Genomic DNA, 15025 nt, shown 5'->3' with positions numbered 1-15025 from the left:
CTCCGGAGTTCGTGCACCGGATCGCCGGACTTCGGGTGTGGCGGTGGGCAGCGTGGCCGTGGGCAGCAAAGCAGCGGGTAGGACCGGACGGGACGGAGTTCGTGCGATGATCTRCCATTTGGTGAGCCGGTCCGAGTGGGCGGCTGGAGCGGACGGTTACCGGCCGGCGAGCCTGGGGGACGAGGGCTTCATCCACTTTTCCGCGCCGGAGCTGGTGCTGGAGACAGCGAACCTCTACTACCGGGGTCGCACCGACCTGCTGCTCGTCGTCGTGGACCCGCAGAGCCTGACCGCCCCGCTGCGCTGGGAGCCGGCCGCCGGGCCCGCGGACCGTGGCGGTGCGCTCTTCCCGCACCTGTACGGGCCCGTCGACGCGGCGGCGGTCCGGGCCGTCGTCCCGCTCCCGTGCGCGCCGGACGGCTCCTTCACGGCGATGCCGACCTTCTGAGCCGCCGGTCTTCAGGCACGGAGCTTCAGGCGCGGAGCTTCTGACACCGACCGGACGGCGCCTGCCGCCTGGTGGTGCGTGTGGTCAGAAGGAGACGCCGGCGGAACGCAGGATCGACGAGATCCGCCGGGCCAGCTCCACATCCAGCTCGGTCACGCCGCCGGCCGAGTGGGTCCAGACCGTGAAGATGGTGCTTCCGGGGCCGTGCTCCACGACGGGGTGGTGGTCCATCGCGTCCGCCTCGCGCATCACCTCGTCGACGATGGCGGTCGCCTCGTCGCCGTCGACGAGGATCTCCAGCCGGATCCGGTCGGCGTCGCCGATCCAGCCGGGCAGGGCTTCCAGGGATGTGGTGACAGCGCTGTTGTCCAGCCGGACGGGCATCCGTGACTCCTCGGCGATCCGTGGCGCGGTGGTATCGGTGCTTGATGGATGGAGCGGGCGGGATGGGTTCGGACGGTGCGGGCGGTTGGTGGCCCTCGTCGTGGTCTTCGGTAGTGATCTTTGGTGGCGATCTTCGCTGGTGGTTCCGCTCGTGCGCGCCGGAGGGCCCCCGAGCGGCGGGAACACCGAGTGCGACGCTCCTCGCGCGGATGGTGTCATCCGCGGCCCGGTACCGCCACCTCCTGGAGCGTGCGGGGCCGCGGGCCGCGTGGGTTGGACGCAGTGCATCGATGGAGGGAGTTCGGCCGTGGGACAGGATCTGAAGGGGCTGGTCGTCGCCGTCGCGCTGGTCGACGAGGCCGGCCGGGTCCTCGCCGCGCGCAGGGTGTCGCCGCCGGCGCTCGCGGGCCTGTGGGAGTTCCCGGGCGGCAAGGTCGAGCCGGGGGAGGACGAGCTCACCGCACTGCGCCGCGAATGCCGCGAGGAGCTCGCAGTGGAGATCGAGGTCGGCCGCCTGTTCGGGGAGATCGCGCTGCCCGCTCCCGGCTGGCGGATGCGGCTGTGGCTGGGCCGGGTGCTTCAGGGGACGCCGGTCGCCACCGCGCACGACGCCCTGCGGTGGCTGGGCGCGCAGGAGCTCGACGACGTCCCCTGGCTGCCCGCGGACGGTCCGCTCGTCGACGCGCTGCGCGGCGAGCTCACCGGCGCCTCGGCGCAGGCCGTCGGGAATCAGGCCGGTCCGGTGTGAGGTTCGGGCTGGTCCGGTGTGAGCCTTCGGGCGGCCGGAGCGGGTTTTATGGGTGGCCGGGGCGGGTTTGTGGGCGGCGAGAGCGGAGTTCGGTCGGCCGGAGCCGGTCAGCCACGCGCGGCGCGCGAAGGTGAGTCCGTACCATGGAGTCGGGCCGCGGCGGCGCGGACGTCGTTCTCCCGGGCGGGGCCACCCACCGGGGTGGCGCGCCTGTAGATCGCGGTCCTCTCAGACGAACCGTTTCGGGGTTACGCCGAACGAGCCCTGAAGCCCCACTTTCCCCRGAGCTCATCACCGTGTCCGTACGCGCCGATCTTCGTAATGTCGCGATCATTGCCCATGTTGACCACGGCAAGACGACCCTTGTGGACGCGATGCTTCGGCAGTCCGGCGCGTTCGGTGAGCGCGGCGAGGTCACCGACCGGGTCATGGACTCCATGGATCTCGAACGCGAGAAGGGAATCACGATTCTCGCGAAGAACACTGCCGTACGTTTTGGTGACGTGACCATCAACATCATCGATACTCCCGGCCACGCCGACTTCGGTGGCGAGGTCGAGCGGGGCCTGGCGATGGTCGATGGGGTGGTGCTGCTGGTCGACGCGAGCGAGGGCCCGCTGCCGCAGACGCGGTTCGTTCTGCGCAAGGCGCTCGCCGCCCGCAAGCCGGTCGTCCTGGTGATCAACAAGGTCGACCGGTCGGACGCGCGGATCGGTGAGGTCGTCGACGAGACCTACGAGCTGTTCCTCGATCTCGACGCGGACGAGGACCAGATCGACTTCCCGATCGTCTACTGCAACGCGAAGGCCGGCCGGGCGTCCACCACCCGTCCGGAGAACGGCCAGAGCCCGGACTCGCCGGACCTCAAGCCGCTGTTCGACCTCCTGCTGGAGACGATGCCGGCACCGTCCTACGCCGAGGACGCACCGCTGCAGGCGCTGGTGACGAACCTCGACGCCTCGCCCTACCTGGGCCGCCTCGCGCTGTGCCGGGTGCACAACGGCACGATCACCCGAGGCCAGACCGTCGCGCTGTGCCGGGTCGACGGCACCCAGCAGCGGGTGAAGATCACCGAGATGCTGATGACCGAGGCGCTGGAGCGGGTACCGGCGGAGCAGGCCGGCCCCGGCGACATCATCGCCGTCGCCGGTATCCCCGACATCATGATCGGTGAGACGCTGGCCGACCCCGAGGACGCGCGCCCACTCCCGGTGATCACTGTGGACGAGCCGTCCATCAGCATGACCATCGGCGTGAACACCTCGCCGCTAGCCGGGAAGTCGGGCAAGAAGCTGACCGCGCGCCTGCTGAAGAACCGGCTGGACGCCGAGCTCATCGGCAACGTGTCGATCCGGGTGCTGCCGACCGAGCGCCCCGACACCTGGGAGGTCCAGGGCCGTGGCGAGCTGGCTCTCGCCATCCTCGTCGAGCTGATGCGCCGGGAGGAGTTCGAGCTGACGGTCGGCAAGCCGCAGGTCGTCACCAAGGAGATCGACGGGAAGGTGCACGAGCCCGTCGAGCGGCTGACCATCGACTCCCCGGAGGAGTACCTCGGGGTGCTGACCCAGCTGCTGGCGCTGCGCAAGGGCCGGCTGGAGCAGATGGTGAACCACGGCACCGGCTGGATCCGGCTGGAGTACCTGGTGCCCGCCCGTGGTCTGATCGGCTTCCGTACCGAGTTCCTCACCGAGACCCGCGGCACCGGCCTGCTGCACCACGTCTTCGACCGGTACGAGCCGTGGTTCGGCGAGTTGCGGACCCGTCCGACCGGTTCGATGGTGGCCGACCGCTCCGGCGTCGCCACCGCCTACGCCCTGTTCAACCTGCAGGACCGCGGGACGATGTTCGTCTCCCCGACGACCGAGGTCTACGAGGGCATGATCGTGGGTGAGAACTCCCGGGCCGACGACATGGACGTCAACCCGACGAAGGAGAAGAAGCTCACCAACATGCGGTCCTCGACCGGTGACGAACTGGTTCGGCTCACCCCGCACCGCCAGCTCTCGCTGGAGCAGGCGCTGGAGTTCTGCCGTGAGGACGAGTGCGTCGAGGTGACGCCGGCGACGGTACGGATGCGCAAGGTGGCGCTGACCGCGTCGGAGCGTGAGAAGCTGCGCTCCCGCCGCCGCACCGGCTGAACCGGGCTGCGCCAGCTGGGCCGCGCGGTGCTGGCTGGACCGGGCCGTACCGGCTGAATCGGGCGGTGCTGGCTGAACCGGTCCTTGCCGGCTGAAACGGCCGCGCTGGCTGGGCCGGCGCGGCCGACATCGTTCTCGTGCCGGCCGGGTGGGGCGGGGTGCCGCCGCCGCCCGGCCGGAGAAGGCGCGCGTAGGGTCGTGCCGTGCCGGAATCCACCGAAACCGTTCCACCGCGCCGAGTGCTGTTCGTTCACGCCCACCCGGACGACGAGGTCATCTCGACCGGTGTGACCATCGCCTCGTACGCGGCCCGTGCGGACACCCAGGTGACGCTCGTCACGTGCACGCTCGGTGAGGTCGGCGAGGTGCTGGTGCCCGAGCTGGTCAACCTGAGGTCCGACCTCGGTGATCAGCTCGGTGGCTACCGCATCGGCGAGCTGGAGCGTTCCTGTGCCGAGCTCGGGGTGACCGATCATCGGTTCCTCGGTGGCGCCGGCCGCTGGCGGGACAGCGGGATGATGGGCACCGTCGCCAACAACGACCCGCGGTGCCTGTGGCAGGCGGACCTGGACGAGGCGACCGAGGCACTGGTGCGGATCGTCCGGGACGTCCGGCCGCAGGTTCTCGTCACCTATGACGAGAACGGGGCCTACGGGCATCCCGACCACATCCGGGCACACGACGTGTCCGTCCGGGCCTTCACGGCCGCCGCCGACCCCGCGTTCGCTCCCGGCGCCGGCCCGTCGTGGCAGATCTCCAAGCTCTACGAGACCGCGATGCCGAAGTCCCTCATCCAGGCGAGTATCGACTATTTCCGGGAGACCGCACCCGAGAACAGCCCGTTCGCCGAGGCTGCCTCCGCGGATGACGTCCCCCTGGCCGTGCCGGACGAGGTGATCACCACCGAGATCGCGGCCGAGGACTTCCTGCCGGCGAAAATCGCGGCGATGCGCGCGCACCGGACCCAGATGGCCGTCGACGGCTTCTTCTTCGCTCTCGCCGACGGCATCGGGAACCGGACCTGGGCCGTGGAGCACTTCGTTCTCACCCGCGGCGAGCGGGGCGCGGGTGCCGAGCCCGGCACCCGCGAGACCGACCTTTTCGCGGGTCTGTCTCTCTGATGCTCGAGGCCAGCCTGGCTTGGCCTCCTGTCGCGGACTGGCGCCGCCGATCAAGATCGTTGGCCGGTGGGCGGGGACGTCCGCGCTGCACGAACGCGGCCGGGCCTCCGGTGCCCCGAGAGCCCGGCTCGAGAGTCAGGCCGGGTCGCCCGATGGCCCGGTTTGGCGAGTCGCAAGGGTGAAGGATTTTGGTCGTTCCAACGACCAAAATCCTTGCTTCTTGCGGGTTGTCAGGTGAATGCGCGCCCCTTCTGCCCYTCTTGATGTCGATTGCTCGTGCCGCGCGGGGGCGCGAGATCCTCGACGGGTGGCCGCGCGGGTGGGGCCCGCGTTCCATCGGCGCGGCTCCGCCAGGCCGAGGCTGGTGGGTCCGGATCCGCCGCGTCTCAGATTTCGGCCCCGGGTGCTGGAACGACGAAGATCCCCAACTTGTCGGTCGGCGGCTTCGAGCTGTCGCCGATTCCGGTCCGCGCACCGTGACCGGGCGGCCCGGGTTCGTTCGCAAGCGGCGATCTCAGTCGCGTCCGCCGGATTGCCGACCTTGGTTGGCGCCGCCTTGCGACAGGCTCCGCGGCGGCCAAAACCAGGAACTCCCTTTGCGGTGATATGCCACCTTGGTGCCGTTTACGCCGACGGCGGACACGATGGCGGCATGGCCTCCCGCACGTCAGCGTTCCCATTTAACGGTGTAACGCTGTAATCAGTGCTAGGAGGTTCGGATGGTCCACCGTGCCACCGCCCGCCCGAGCCCAAACGGGTGGTTCGCTGCCCTCGACTCATCAGACGTGATCGATCCCACCGTGCCCCTGCGGGGAAAATATGTTCCGTAACAGGGGCGCCCGACGGGTCCGGGACGACAACGTCCAGGACGACCACCTTCCGGGTGGCCGGGCTCCGGATAGCCGAGCCCCGGGCAGTGACGTCCCGGGCAGTGACGTCCCGGGCAGGCACGCCCCGGCGGCCTCCGGAGCCTCCGGAGGCCGCGGAGCCTCCGGAGCCTCCGGAGGCCGCGGAGGGCCCGGAGGGCCCGCTGACCTGGGAGACGCCGCCCTCGACGCCTACTCCCGGGTCGTGACCCGGGTGGCGGCCCAGGTCGCGCCGAGCGTCGCCAGCCTGCGGGTACGGACCTCGCGGGGCGCCGGAGCCGGTTCCGCGATCGTGTTCACCGCCGACGGATTCCTGCTCACCTCCGCGCACGTGGTGGAAGGCGCCCGCAGCGGCGTGCCGGTCGGCACGGCGGAGTTCACCGACGGCACCGAACGGGATCTCGACCTCGTCGGCGCCGATCCGCTGTCCGATCTCGCGGTGCTGCGGGCCCGGGGTTCGACACCCGCGCCGGCCGCGCTCGGCGACGCCGCGGCCCTGCGGGTCGGCCAGCTGGTGGTGGCCGTCGGCAACCCGCTGGGACTCACCGGCAGCGTGACCGCCGGTGTGGTCAGCGCGCTGAACCGTTCGTTGCCGACCCGTTCCGGCTCGGCCGTGCGGGTCGTCGACGAGGTGATCCAGACCGACGCGGCGCTGAATCCGGGAAACTCCGGCGGCGCGCTCGTCACCGCCGACGGTCGGGTCGTCGGGGTGAACACGGCTGTCGCGGGCATCGGGCTCGGCCTCGCTGTCCCGGTGAACGCGACCACGAGGCGCATCCTCGCCGCGCTCATCCGCGACGGCCGGGTGCGGCGGGCCTATCTCGGGGTCGCGAGCGCACGGGTGCCGTTGCCGTCGGGCCTCGCGGATCGGACGGGCCAGCGCCATGGGCTGCGGCTGGCCGAGGTGGTGCGAGGCAGCCCGGCCGGGCGCGCCGGGCTGTTCGCCGACGATCTTGTCCTGTCCGTCGCCGGGACGCCGGTCGCCGGGCCGGGTGATCTGCAACGACTGCTGACCGAGGACACCATCGGACACCCCGTCGAGCTGACGGTCTGGCGGCGCGGTGCGCTCGTGGACGTCGTCGCGGTTCCCGACGAGCTCGCCATCCGCTGAGATCCCGGCGCGCTGGCGGGTGGGGCTCGGAGGACCGATCATCGGCCCGCGACCGGCGCGTGGTTGGTGCGCTCGATGGCCTACTGTCGGAGAATGCCCCGTCCGACAGTAGGCCACGGTCACGACCACGACCACGAAGCGGGCCGTGAGCCGGTCGTGAAGGCCTCGAAGACGACCTCGAGCACCGCCGGTGGGGCTCATCCGCGGGGCGCCGCACGCTCGAAGAAGCCTGCCGCTCGGTCGAAGCAGCCCGCCGGTACCTCGAAGCTGCCTGGCGGTGCCTCGAAGCAGCCCGCTGGTGGCCCGAAGCAGGCTGCCGCGCGGGCTGTGGAGCCCGCCGCCGGGGCTGGGAAGCCGGTCGCTCGACCAGTGGTACCCAGTTCCCGGCCTGAGGAGCCCGGCCGTGCCTTCCTTGTGGGCTCCTACGTGTTCGGCGTCATCGCCGGGTTCGTGCTCGGCCTCTACGGTGTCGTCCTGGTGGCTTCGGGGCCGCGGCCGGGGGGGACCCTGATCTCGGTCGGGCTGCTGCTGGCCCTGATCGGCAACACCGGGGTGCCGTTGCTCGTCCGCTGGCTGACCGGTACCCGRCTCGGGGCGATGATCCCACTCATCGGCTGGACCCCGATCGTGCTCGCCCTGGCCGCGTCCCGAACCGAGGGCGACCTGCTGCTCAAGGCGACGGCGACCGGCTATCTCTTCCTCGCCATCGGCGTGCTGGCACCGGTGGTGGTCGCCGTTCTCGGGCGGGCCCGGCGCGGCCTCACGGCCCTGCCGCCCGTGATGGAGCGCCCGAGGGTGCCGTCCCGCTAGGGGAGCGATCCGGCGCTGTCCGGGGTGAATCCGGGCGGGTGGGAAGCCCGGTGAGCCGCGTTGTGCGTGGTCACCGCCGGCTCGGCGGTGGTTCGGCGGCGGAGCGGAGCTGATCAGGCGGCGTTGCGTGCGAGTGCCGATGGTCACCCCAGGGGCCGGAAGGCGCGGTGTGGCCGGCGCGGCGGCGGTAGCGTGGCCGCCGTGGCAAGCCCAGCGCGCCAGCACCCGCCCGAGCCTGTCCCGTCGGCGTCTGCCTCGTCGGCCCCCGCCCTGCCAGCGGCTGTCCCGCGAGCCGCTGTTCAGCCGGGTCCGGTGCAGCCTGGTCCGGCCGGTGTCGGCCCCGTGATCCTCGCGGGCCTGCGGAACCGGCCGGACGCGCAGGAGTTCCGCCGGGTCGTCGGGCGGTTCGCCACCGGCGTCACGGTCCTCACCACCGTCCTGGACGGCCGGCATCTGGCGATGACGGCGAACTCGTTCGTCTCGGTCTCGTTGGACCCGCTGCTCGTCCTCGTCAGCATCCGCCGTGATGCCCGCTTCCATGACCCGGTCATCGCCGCTGGCGTCTGGGGCGTCTCGGTGCTGGCCGCCGACATGAGCCAGGCCTCCCGCGACTTCGCGCGGACCGGAGGGCCACCGCGGCCCGACGGCCGGCCTGACGACTGGCTCGGCGGCTGGCCGCACTCGTTCGGGCCGCGTACCGGGGTCGCCCTCCTCGACGGCGCGCTGGCGGTGCTGGAGTGCGCCACCACCGCGACGCATCGCGCCGGCGACCACACCCTGGTGATCGGTGAGGTGATCGGGCTCGACCGGCCGCGGCCCGATGCCCGGCCGCTCGTGTTCTACGAAGGTGCCTACCTGTCCACCGACGGCCCCGAGCCCGGCTGACGGGCGGAGGGGGTGGCGGGGCGAAGGTGCGGTGGCGGGGCGCAGGCGCGTGGGAGGCGCGGCCTCAGTTGAGCCTGGCGCGGGCGGCGATCGCGGCTTGGCGTGCCGCGGCCGAGGCCGCCGGCTCGACGACGGTCACCGCGTCGGCGAAGCTGGTGAGATCCCTCGCCCCGCCGAGGAAGTCGCCCAGCCGGACCCGCAGCTCGCCCCGTTCGCGGCGCAGCGCGGCCGGGTGGTGGGGCAGCAGCAGGGACAGCTCGACGGCCCACAGCCTGGTCCGCGGCACGTCGGTCCGCGCGGCCAGCACCCGGATGTTGCCCAGCACGCGGGCCAGCAGGTCCGCCGGGGGCATCGGGGCGAGGTGGGCGCGGGTGAAGGCGACTCCGGCCGCCCGCACCCGGGCCGCCGCGTCGTGCACAGTCATGATCACCCCGCCGGCGTACGGGTCGACGAGAACGTGCTCTCTCGGTGAGCCGACAGCGACGATCACATGCCCGGGAAGGCCGACGGCGTAGGCGGGGATCCCGATCCGGCGGGCAACCTCGATCCACACCACGGACAGCAGGATCGGCAGGCCGCGGCGCCGGCGCAGCACCTCGGGCAGGAGCGAGGCGCGGACGTCCTCGTAGTCGCTCTCGCGGCCGGCGAACCCGGCCCGCTCGCCGAGCGACTCCCGCAGCGCCTCCGCGGCGACCCGCAGGTCCAGGCCGGTGAGGGTGCCGGCACCTCCGTCCGACGCCGTTTCGGAGCCGGTGTCCGAGTTGGTCTGGCCGTGGCCGCGGGCGGTGGCTCCGCGGGCCGCCAGCACCCTGGCCGTGTCAGCGGCCAGGGCGTCGAGCGCCCGGGAGGTCTCGACCGGGTTGGTCTCGGGGCCGGCCTCGGCCGCGATCAGATGGCACGCGAGGGCGAGGTCGACCTGCTCGCGCCGGACGACCGTGGCGAACATCCGCCTGCTGTGGTCGCTCACCGCTGGACCTCCACGTTCGGATCAGGCCGTCCGCCCCGATCCTGCCTGGGCCGCCCCGGGGGCGGGTCGGCCCCGCCCGGTCTGCCCCCGCCCGGGCCGAGGCGGTACGCCCCGACCCGTCAACCGCTCGCCGGCCGTCGACGGCCGGCGACCGCTTGCTGGCCGTCAACCGCTTGCCGACACACCGCCCGATGTATCGCGCGTCCCGGTCGCGGTCATTGTCCTTCAGTATCGCCGGAGTCGGCCCGAGGGTCCGTCGCATCCTTTGGGGTATCGGCGTCCGGACCCACATTTGTGATCCGACTGTTGCTTTCTGCGATCATGTGGCCGCGGTCTGATCCGGGCTGGTATGAACTGGGTGCCCGGCCGGGGGATCGCGGACTGGCCCGGCGGGGTGTCGGGGGGACGACACGCGCCGCCACTAGGGATTCCTCGGGCACACTCACTGTCGTACCGTCGGTGCGACGGAGGCGAAGCTCGCCTTCCGACCAAGACTCAAGGGTGCCCAGAACATCGCTCAGAGGGAGTGGGCCCGGAATTCGTCGCCGGATCACGACCCGTGAGCCGATGTCTGCTGGAGTGATGTGGACGACATACACGACCAGTGAACGCCCTTGTTGTCGACACCGAACGGTCCAGGTCGATACTAAGGAACTCAGTCGTCCGTGAGCTCGAGGAGGAACGTCCGGTGACCTACGTCATCGCGGAGCCCTGTGTTGATGTGAAGGACAGGGCCTGCATCGAGGAGTGCCCGGTCGACTGCATCTACGAAGGCGGACGGATGCTCTACATCCAGCCTGACGAGTGCGTCGACTGTGGTGCGTGTGAGCCGGTCTGCCCGGTGGAGGCCATCTACTACGAGGACGATGTCCCCGAGCAGTGGAAGATCTACGCCGACAACAACGCGACGTTCTTCGAGGAGCTCGGCTCGCCGGGCGGCGCCTCGAAGGTCGGCGCCCTTGACTTCGACCCGCCCGCGGTCGCGGCCCTGGCCCCTCAGGGTGAGTCCTGACCGGTCCGGGGGAGTCGGCTGGACCGCCCCGGACGATTCGATCGCCGGGGCGGTCTCGGGTGCGGCTGCCCGACTTTCCGTGGGACCAGCTGGTCTCGTTCAAGGAGAAGGCGCGGTCTCACCCGTACGGCCTGGTTGATCTGTCCGTCGGTACGCCGGTGGACGCGACGCCGCAGGTCGTTCAGCATGCGCTCGCGGCTGCCGCGGACGCTCCCGGCTACCCGCTGACCGCGGGGACGCCGGAACTGGTGGAGGCGGCGGCCGGCTGGCTGGCCCGTCGCCTCGGCGTGGTTGTCGAGCCATCGGCGGTGCTGCCGGTGCTCGGCACGAAGGAGCTGGTCGCCCAGCTTCCCTCCCAGCTTGGCCTGGAACCCGGGGACCGAGTCTGGGTCCCCACCCCCGCGTATCCGACCTATGAGGTCGGTGCCCTGCTGGCCCGCTGTGAGCCGGTGCTGGGGCCCGCCGAGGGCGTCACCCTGGTCTGGCTGAACTCGCCCGGGAACCCGACGGGGCGCGTCCTGTCGGTGGACGAGATGCGCGCGGTCGTCAACTGGGCGCGTGAGCGCGGCGTGATCGTGGCCAGCGACGAGTGCTACATCGAGCTCGGCTGGGAAGCCCGGCCGATCTCCGTGCTCCACCCCGATGTGTGCGGCGGATCCCACGAGGGGCTGCTGGCCGTGCACTCACTGTCCAAACGTTCGAACCTCGCCGGTTACCGGACGGGCTTCGTCGCCGGCGATCCGGAGCTTGTGCGCGGGCTGCTCCAGCTCCGCAAGCACGCCGGCATGATGATGCCGGCGCCGGTCCAGGCCGCGACCACGGCCGCACTCGCCGACGACATGCACGTGGCCGACCAGCGGGCCCGGTACGCGAACCGGCGGGCGGTGCTGGCGGCCGCGCTGGCCGTCGCTGGTTTCACGATCGAGCACAGCGAGGCCGGCCTGTACCTGTGGGCGACCCGCGGCGAGGACTGCTGGGCCACACTGGACGCCCTGTCGAGTGTGGGCATCCTGGTGGCTCCGGGCAGCTTCTACGGTGAGTCGGGCCGGCGTCATGTCCGCGTCGCGCTCACCGCACCGGACGCGCAGATCGCCACCGTTCCCGAGCGCATGACGATGCTGCCGTCGGTGGGCGGTCCGGCCGCTTCGGGTGGCTACGGCGGTGCGGGCGGCTATGGCGGTGCGGGTGGTCAGGGCGGGCAGCATGGCGCGGGCTCCGGCTGGGCTCCGCCGGCCGCCCCGGTGACCGGTGGCTACCAGGTTCGTCCGGAAGGTTATGGCACGGGCGAGGCGGCACGTCCAGGCCCCGGTCCGGTGGGCGCGTTCGAGCGCTACCGGGCGGGCCAGCCCGATGCCGGCGGCCGGCCGCCCGGCGTGAACGAATACCGGGACGGGCGGGACCCGCACGGGGCCCAGCCGGCCGGCGGTGGGCCCTACCCCGAAGGCACACGCGGCGGGCACCAACCCGGGCACACCGGTCCGGGCGGCGCGCCGGTCTACGGCGCCGGGCCCGTTCCCGCGTCCGCCTCGCCATACCCGACGGGGCAGCTGCCACTTCCGCCGTACGAGACCGGCCAGACGCCGCTGCCCTACGCGGGGCAACCGTCCGTCCCGCCGTACGTGACCGGGCAGACGCCACTTCCGCCGTACGCGACCGGGCAGCTGCCGGTGCCGGATCACCTGTCCGGCCAGTCGCCGATGCCGTCGATGCCGCCGTACCAGACCGGCCAGACCGCCATCCCGCGGCCGTACCCGACGGATCCGGCGGACGAGCGGAGCGCACCGGGCCGCACCGGCGGTGACCCCGCCGAGCACAACGGGTCCCGCGGCTGGCGAACGGAGCCGGACATCCGCTGACCGGCCCGGTCGGCTGGTCCGTCGGCTGGTCCTCCGGCTGGGTCCCGTGCCTGACCGGCGCCGATGGTTCCGAGCGCCGGTCCTCGGGCGGACCGTAGGGTCTGAGGAGTGACCAGCGTGAGTGAGACGACGTTCGAATCCCCGCTTGACCGGGCCATCGACGACCTGTGGGAGCGCCGCGGCGAGCTGACCCCGGACGACACCCAGGCCAGGAAGACCATTGTCGGCGCGGTCGACGCCATCGACGCAGGTGAGGCCCGGGTGGCCCAGGTGGCCGCGGACGGCGCGGTCGTCGTCGACGAGCGGGCCAAGCGCGCGATCCTGCTGTCCTTCAAGGTCCTGCCGATGGTCGAGTCCGCCGCCGGCGACTTCCGGTTCCACGACCGCGTGCCGCTGAAGACCAGGTTCGACGGTGTCCGGGTGGTCCCGGGCGCGATCGTGCGGTGGGGTGCGCACGTGGAGCCGGGCGCCGTGCTGATGCCGAGCTACACCAACATCGGCGGCCACGTCGGCGCGGGCACCCTCGTCGACACCTGGGCGACCGTCGGCTCCTGCGCCCAGGTCGGGCGCAACGTGCACCTTTCCGGCGGGGTGGGCCTCGGTGGCGTGCTGGAGCCGCCGAGCGCCGTGCCGGTGGTGGTCGAGGACGACGCCTTCGTCGGCAGCCGCTGCATGGTGGTCGAGGGCGCGCGGGTCCGGCGCGGGGCGAAGCTCGGCGCGGGCGCGATCCTCACCGCCTCCACRCATGTCTTCGACGCGGTCACCGGCGAGGAGTACCCGCGCGGGGAGATCCCCGAGCGTGCGGTGGCGGTCGGCTCCAGCCGGGTCCGCTCGTTCCCGGCCGGGGACTTCGCCATGCCGTGCATCCTCGTCCTGCGGACCCTGGACGAAGGCGAGATCCACGACAAGCTCGCCCTGAACGACATCCTGCGGGAGCACGGGGTGGCCTCCTGACCTGACCGGCCGCCGCGCCGGTGGCCTGGGTCTCGCGCGCCGCGCCGGTGGCCCCGGAACTCGCGCCGCCCTGGTGCGGGTGGTGCATGGGCGTCGGTGGTGCCCCGGGTGCCGTCCCGGGGCCGCGGCCACTAGGGTCGGTCGACATGGAGCTTGACCTGGCGCTTTCGGCGGGCGACCTGACCCGTGCCCTGGTGGACGTGCCGTCGGTCAGCGGTGACGAGGCCACCCTGGCGACCGCCGTCGAGAAGGCACTGCGCGCGGCGGGCGGCGATGACGGCAGCGGTGCTGGCGGCGCTGGTGGTGCCGGTGGCCTGGAGGTTCTCCGGGACGGCGACGCGGTGCTGGCACGCACCAACCGGGGCCTGCCGTCGCGGGTCCTGCTCGCCGGGCACCTCGACACCGTCCCCATCGCGGCGAACCTGCCGTCGCGTCTCGACGGCACCCGCCTGTACGGCTGCGGGACGTCCGACATGAAGGCCGGGGTCGCCGTCATGCTGCGCCTCGCCGCGGCCGCCGGCGCGGGCGTGGCGACCCGGCACGACGTGACCTGGGTGTTCTACGACAACGAGGAGGTCGCCGCCGATCGTAACGGGCTGCGACGGATCACCTCCGGGCATCGCGACTGGCTGCAGGCCGATCTGGCGATCCTGATGGAACCCACCGGCGGCGAGATCGAGGCCGGCTGCCAGGGAACGGTGCGCGTCGTGGCGACGACCCGTGGCCGCCGGGCCCATTCGGCTCGTTCCTGGCTCGGCGACAACGCGATCCACCGCGCCGGGGAGCTGCTGACCCGGCTCGCCGCCTACCAGCCCCGCTCCGTCACCCTGGACGGCTGCACCTACCGGGAAGGCCTGTCCGCGGTGCGGATCGACGGTGGCGTGGCGGGCAACGTGATCCCGGACGAGTGCCGGGTCACCGTCAACTTCCGCTTCGCTCCCGACCGGGACGTCCCGGCCGCTCTCGACCATGTCGCGCAGGTCCTGGACGGATTCGAGCTGTCCGTCGAGGACAGCGCCCGCGGGGCCCTGCCGGGGCTGTCCGCTCCGGCGGCGGCCGCGTTCGTGGCGGCGACGGCCCGCACCCCGGCCGCCAAGTTCGGGTGGACGGACGTGGCGCGGTTCGCCGAGCTGGGCATCCCGGCGCTGAACTACGGCCCGGGCGACCCGAACCTGGCACACACCCGGGACGAGTACGTCGAGCTGGCGTTGATCGACGAAGCGGAGCGCGTGCTGCGGTCCTACCTGCTGATCTGCTGACCTGCTGAGCTAACCGGGCTGCCAGCGCGCCGCTTACCGCCCATGCTGCCGCTGCCGCCGGTGCTGCCGCGCAAGACCGGAGGATTTTCGCTGTTGGAACGACCGAAATCCTCCGATCTTCGAGCGGTGCCTTCGGGCCGCCGCTGCTGTCGAGCGAACCTGAGGCTTCTGGTCGCTGGAACGACCGAAATCCTCAGATCTCCGCCCCGCTCCCCGATGACTCGTGGTTGCGCGAGGGTCCGCCGTCGTCGCCGAGGTAGCCGCCACCACCCGCGCCTGATGGCCCGTACGGGGCCCGTTTGCCGACCTGCCCGCCTGCGCTGGGACGCGGGGATGCCGGGAGAGGCGTCAACCGGTCGCGCGGGCGGACAGCGGTGCTGGCGGGATTTCCAGGCATCCGCCGGGCGTGCGTATGGTGCGGGATGTGAGCTCCTCCGCCAATGCTGATCCGCCGAGCGGCGGATCG

General features: G+C 72.1%; 13 protein-coding genes. 11 read left to right on the top strand and 2 right to left on the bottom strand.

Going from position 1 to position 15025, the window contains the following annotated elements:
* Nucleotides 1-106 precede the first annotated feature (106 nt).
* Nucleotides 107-448, top strand: a complete 342-nt coding sequence (locus tag CcI49_RS23800) for a DUF952 domain-containing protein (RefSeq protein WP_076829474.1) — start codon at nt 107-109, stop codon at nt 446-448.
* Nucleotides 449-532: 84 nt separating this feature from the next.
* Here CcI49_RS23800 and CcI49_RS23795 read toward each other — a convergent pair whose 3' ends face one another.
* Nucleotides 533-832: a 4a-hydroxytetrahydrobiopterin dehydratase gene (locus CcI49_RS23795; protein WP_054565198.1), complete on the bottom strand. Its 300-nt coding sequence runs from the start codon at nt 830-832 to the stop codon at nt 533-535.
* 307 nt (nt 833-1139) lie between these two features.
* Between CcI49_RS23795 and CcI49_RS23790 the strand changes: the two genes are divergently transcribed.
* From CcI49_RS23790 to CcI49_RS23765, 6 genes are all read left to right on the top strand, one after another.
* Nucleotides 1140-1580, top strand: a complete 441-nt coding sequence (locus tag CcI49_RS23790; protein WP_054565197.1) for a (deoxy)nucleoside triphosphate pyrophosphohydrolase — start codon at nt 1140-1142, stop codon at nt 1578-1580.
* 296 nt (nt 1581-1876) lie between these two features.
* Nucleotides 1877-3718, top strand: coding sequence for a translational GTPase TypA (gene typA, locus CcI49_RS23785; RefSeq protein ID WP_054565196.1), 1842 nt, complete (start codon nt 1877-1879; stop codon nt 3716-3718).
* A 203-nt stretch (nt 3719-3921) separates the two neighbouring features.
* Nucleotides 3922-4839 (top strand): N-acetyl-1-D-myo-inositol-2-amino-2-deoxy-alpha-D-glucopyranoside deacetylase, encoded by a 918-nt coding sequence (gene mshB / locus CcI49_RS23780; RefSeq protein ID WP_054565195.1) that lies wholly within the window; start codon nt 3922-3924, stop codon nt 4837-4839.
* Between the two features lie 819 nt (nt 4840-5658).
* On the top strand, nt 5659-6816 hold the full coding sequence (locus CcI49_RS23775) for a trypsin-like peptidase domain-containing protein (RefSeq protein WP_083749678.1): 1158 nt from the start codon (nt 5659-5661) through the stop codon (nt 6814-6816).
* 156 nt (nt 6817-6972) lie between these two features.
* Nucleotides 6973-7626 (top strand): DUF6113 family protein, encoded by a 654-nt coding sequence (locus CcI49_RS23770; RefSeq protein ID WP_347280137.1) that lies wholly within the window; start codon nt 6973-6975, stop codon nt 7624-7626.
* A 342-nt stretch (nt 7627-7968) separates the two neighbouring features.
* Complete coding sequence (locus CcI49_RS23765) at nt 7969-8511, top strand: flavin reductase family protein (protein WP_076829780.1); 543 nt, start codon at nt 7969-7971, stop codon at nt 8509-8511.
* Nucleotides 8512-8575: 64 nt separating this feature from the next.
* Here the strand turns inward: CcI49_RS23765 and CcI49_RS23760 are convergent, their stop codons facing one another.
* Complete coding sequence (locus tag CcI49_RS23760) at nt 8576-9478, bottom strand: transglutaminase-like domain-containing protein (RefSeq protein WP_076829472.1); 903 nt, start codon at nt 9476-9478, stop codon at nt 8576-8578.
* A gap of 688 nt (nt 9479-10166) precedes the next feature.
* Between CcI49_RS23760 and fdxA the strand changes: the two genes are divergently transcribed.
* The 4 genes from fdxA (at nt 10167) to dapE (ending at nt 14559) form a co-directional block, all read left to right on the top strand.
* Nucleotides 10167-10490, top strand: coding sequence for a ferredoxin (gene fdxA / locus CcI49_RS23755; protein WP_054565192.1), 324 nt, complete (start codon nt 10167-10169; stop codon nt 10488-10490).
* A 59-nt stretch (nt 10491-10549) separates the two neighbouring features.
* Nucleotides 10550-12346: a succinyldiaminopimelate transaminase gene (dapC, locus tag CcI49_RS23750; protein WP_054565191.1), complete on the top strand. Its 1797-nt coding sequence runs from the start codon at nt 10550-10552 to the stop codon at nt 12344-12346.
* A gap of 117 nt (nt 12347-12463) precedes the next feature.
* Nucleotides 12464-13300 carry a 2,3,4,5-tetrahydropyridine-2,6-dicarboxylate N-succinyltransferase gene (locus CcI49_RS23745; RefSeq protein WP_198955613.1) on the top strand — a complete coding sequence of 279 codons (837 nt, stop codon included), beginning with the start codon at nt 12464-12466 and terminating at the stop codon, nt 13298-13300.
* A gap of 146 nt (nt 13301-13446) precedes the next feature.
* A complete protein-coding gene (gene dapE, locus CcI49_RS23740) occupies nt 13447-14559 on the top strand; it encodes a succinyl-diaminopimelate desuccinylase (protein WP_054565490.1) in 1113 nt (370 codons plus the stop codon).
* Nucleotides 14560-15025: the final 466 nt, after the last annotated feature.

The organism is Frankia sp. CcI49, assembly GCF_001983215.1.
In the GTDB taxonomy this organism is placed as follows: domain Bacteria; phylum Actinomycetota; class Actinomycetes; order Frankiales; family Frankiaceae; genus Parafrankia; species Parafrankia irregularis.
Note: the sequence above shows the minus strand (reverse complement) of the source record. Positions and strands in the feature narration are given on the sequence as shown.

Coding starts and splice junctions, on each gene's coding strand:
- CcI49_RS23795 (WP_054565198.1), bottom strand. CDS start 832: ATGCCCGTCCGGCTGGACAACAGCGCTGTCACCACATCCCTGGAAGCC.
- CcI49_RS23775 (WP_083749678.1), top strand. CDS start 5,659: ATGTTCCGTAACAGGGGCGCCCGACGGGTCCGGGACGACAACGTCCAG.
- dapE (WP_054565490.1), top strand. CDS start 13,447: ATGGAGCTTGACCTGGCGCTTTCGGCGGGCGACCTGACCCGTGCCCTG.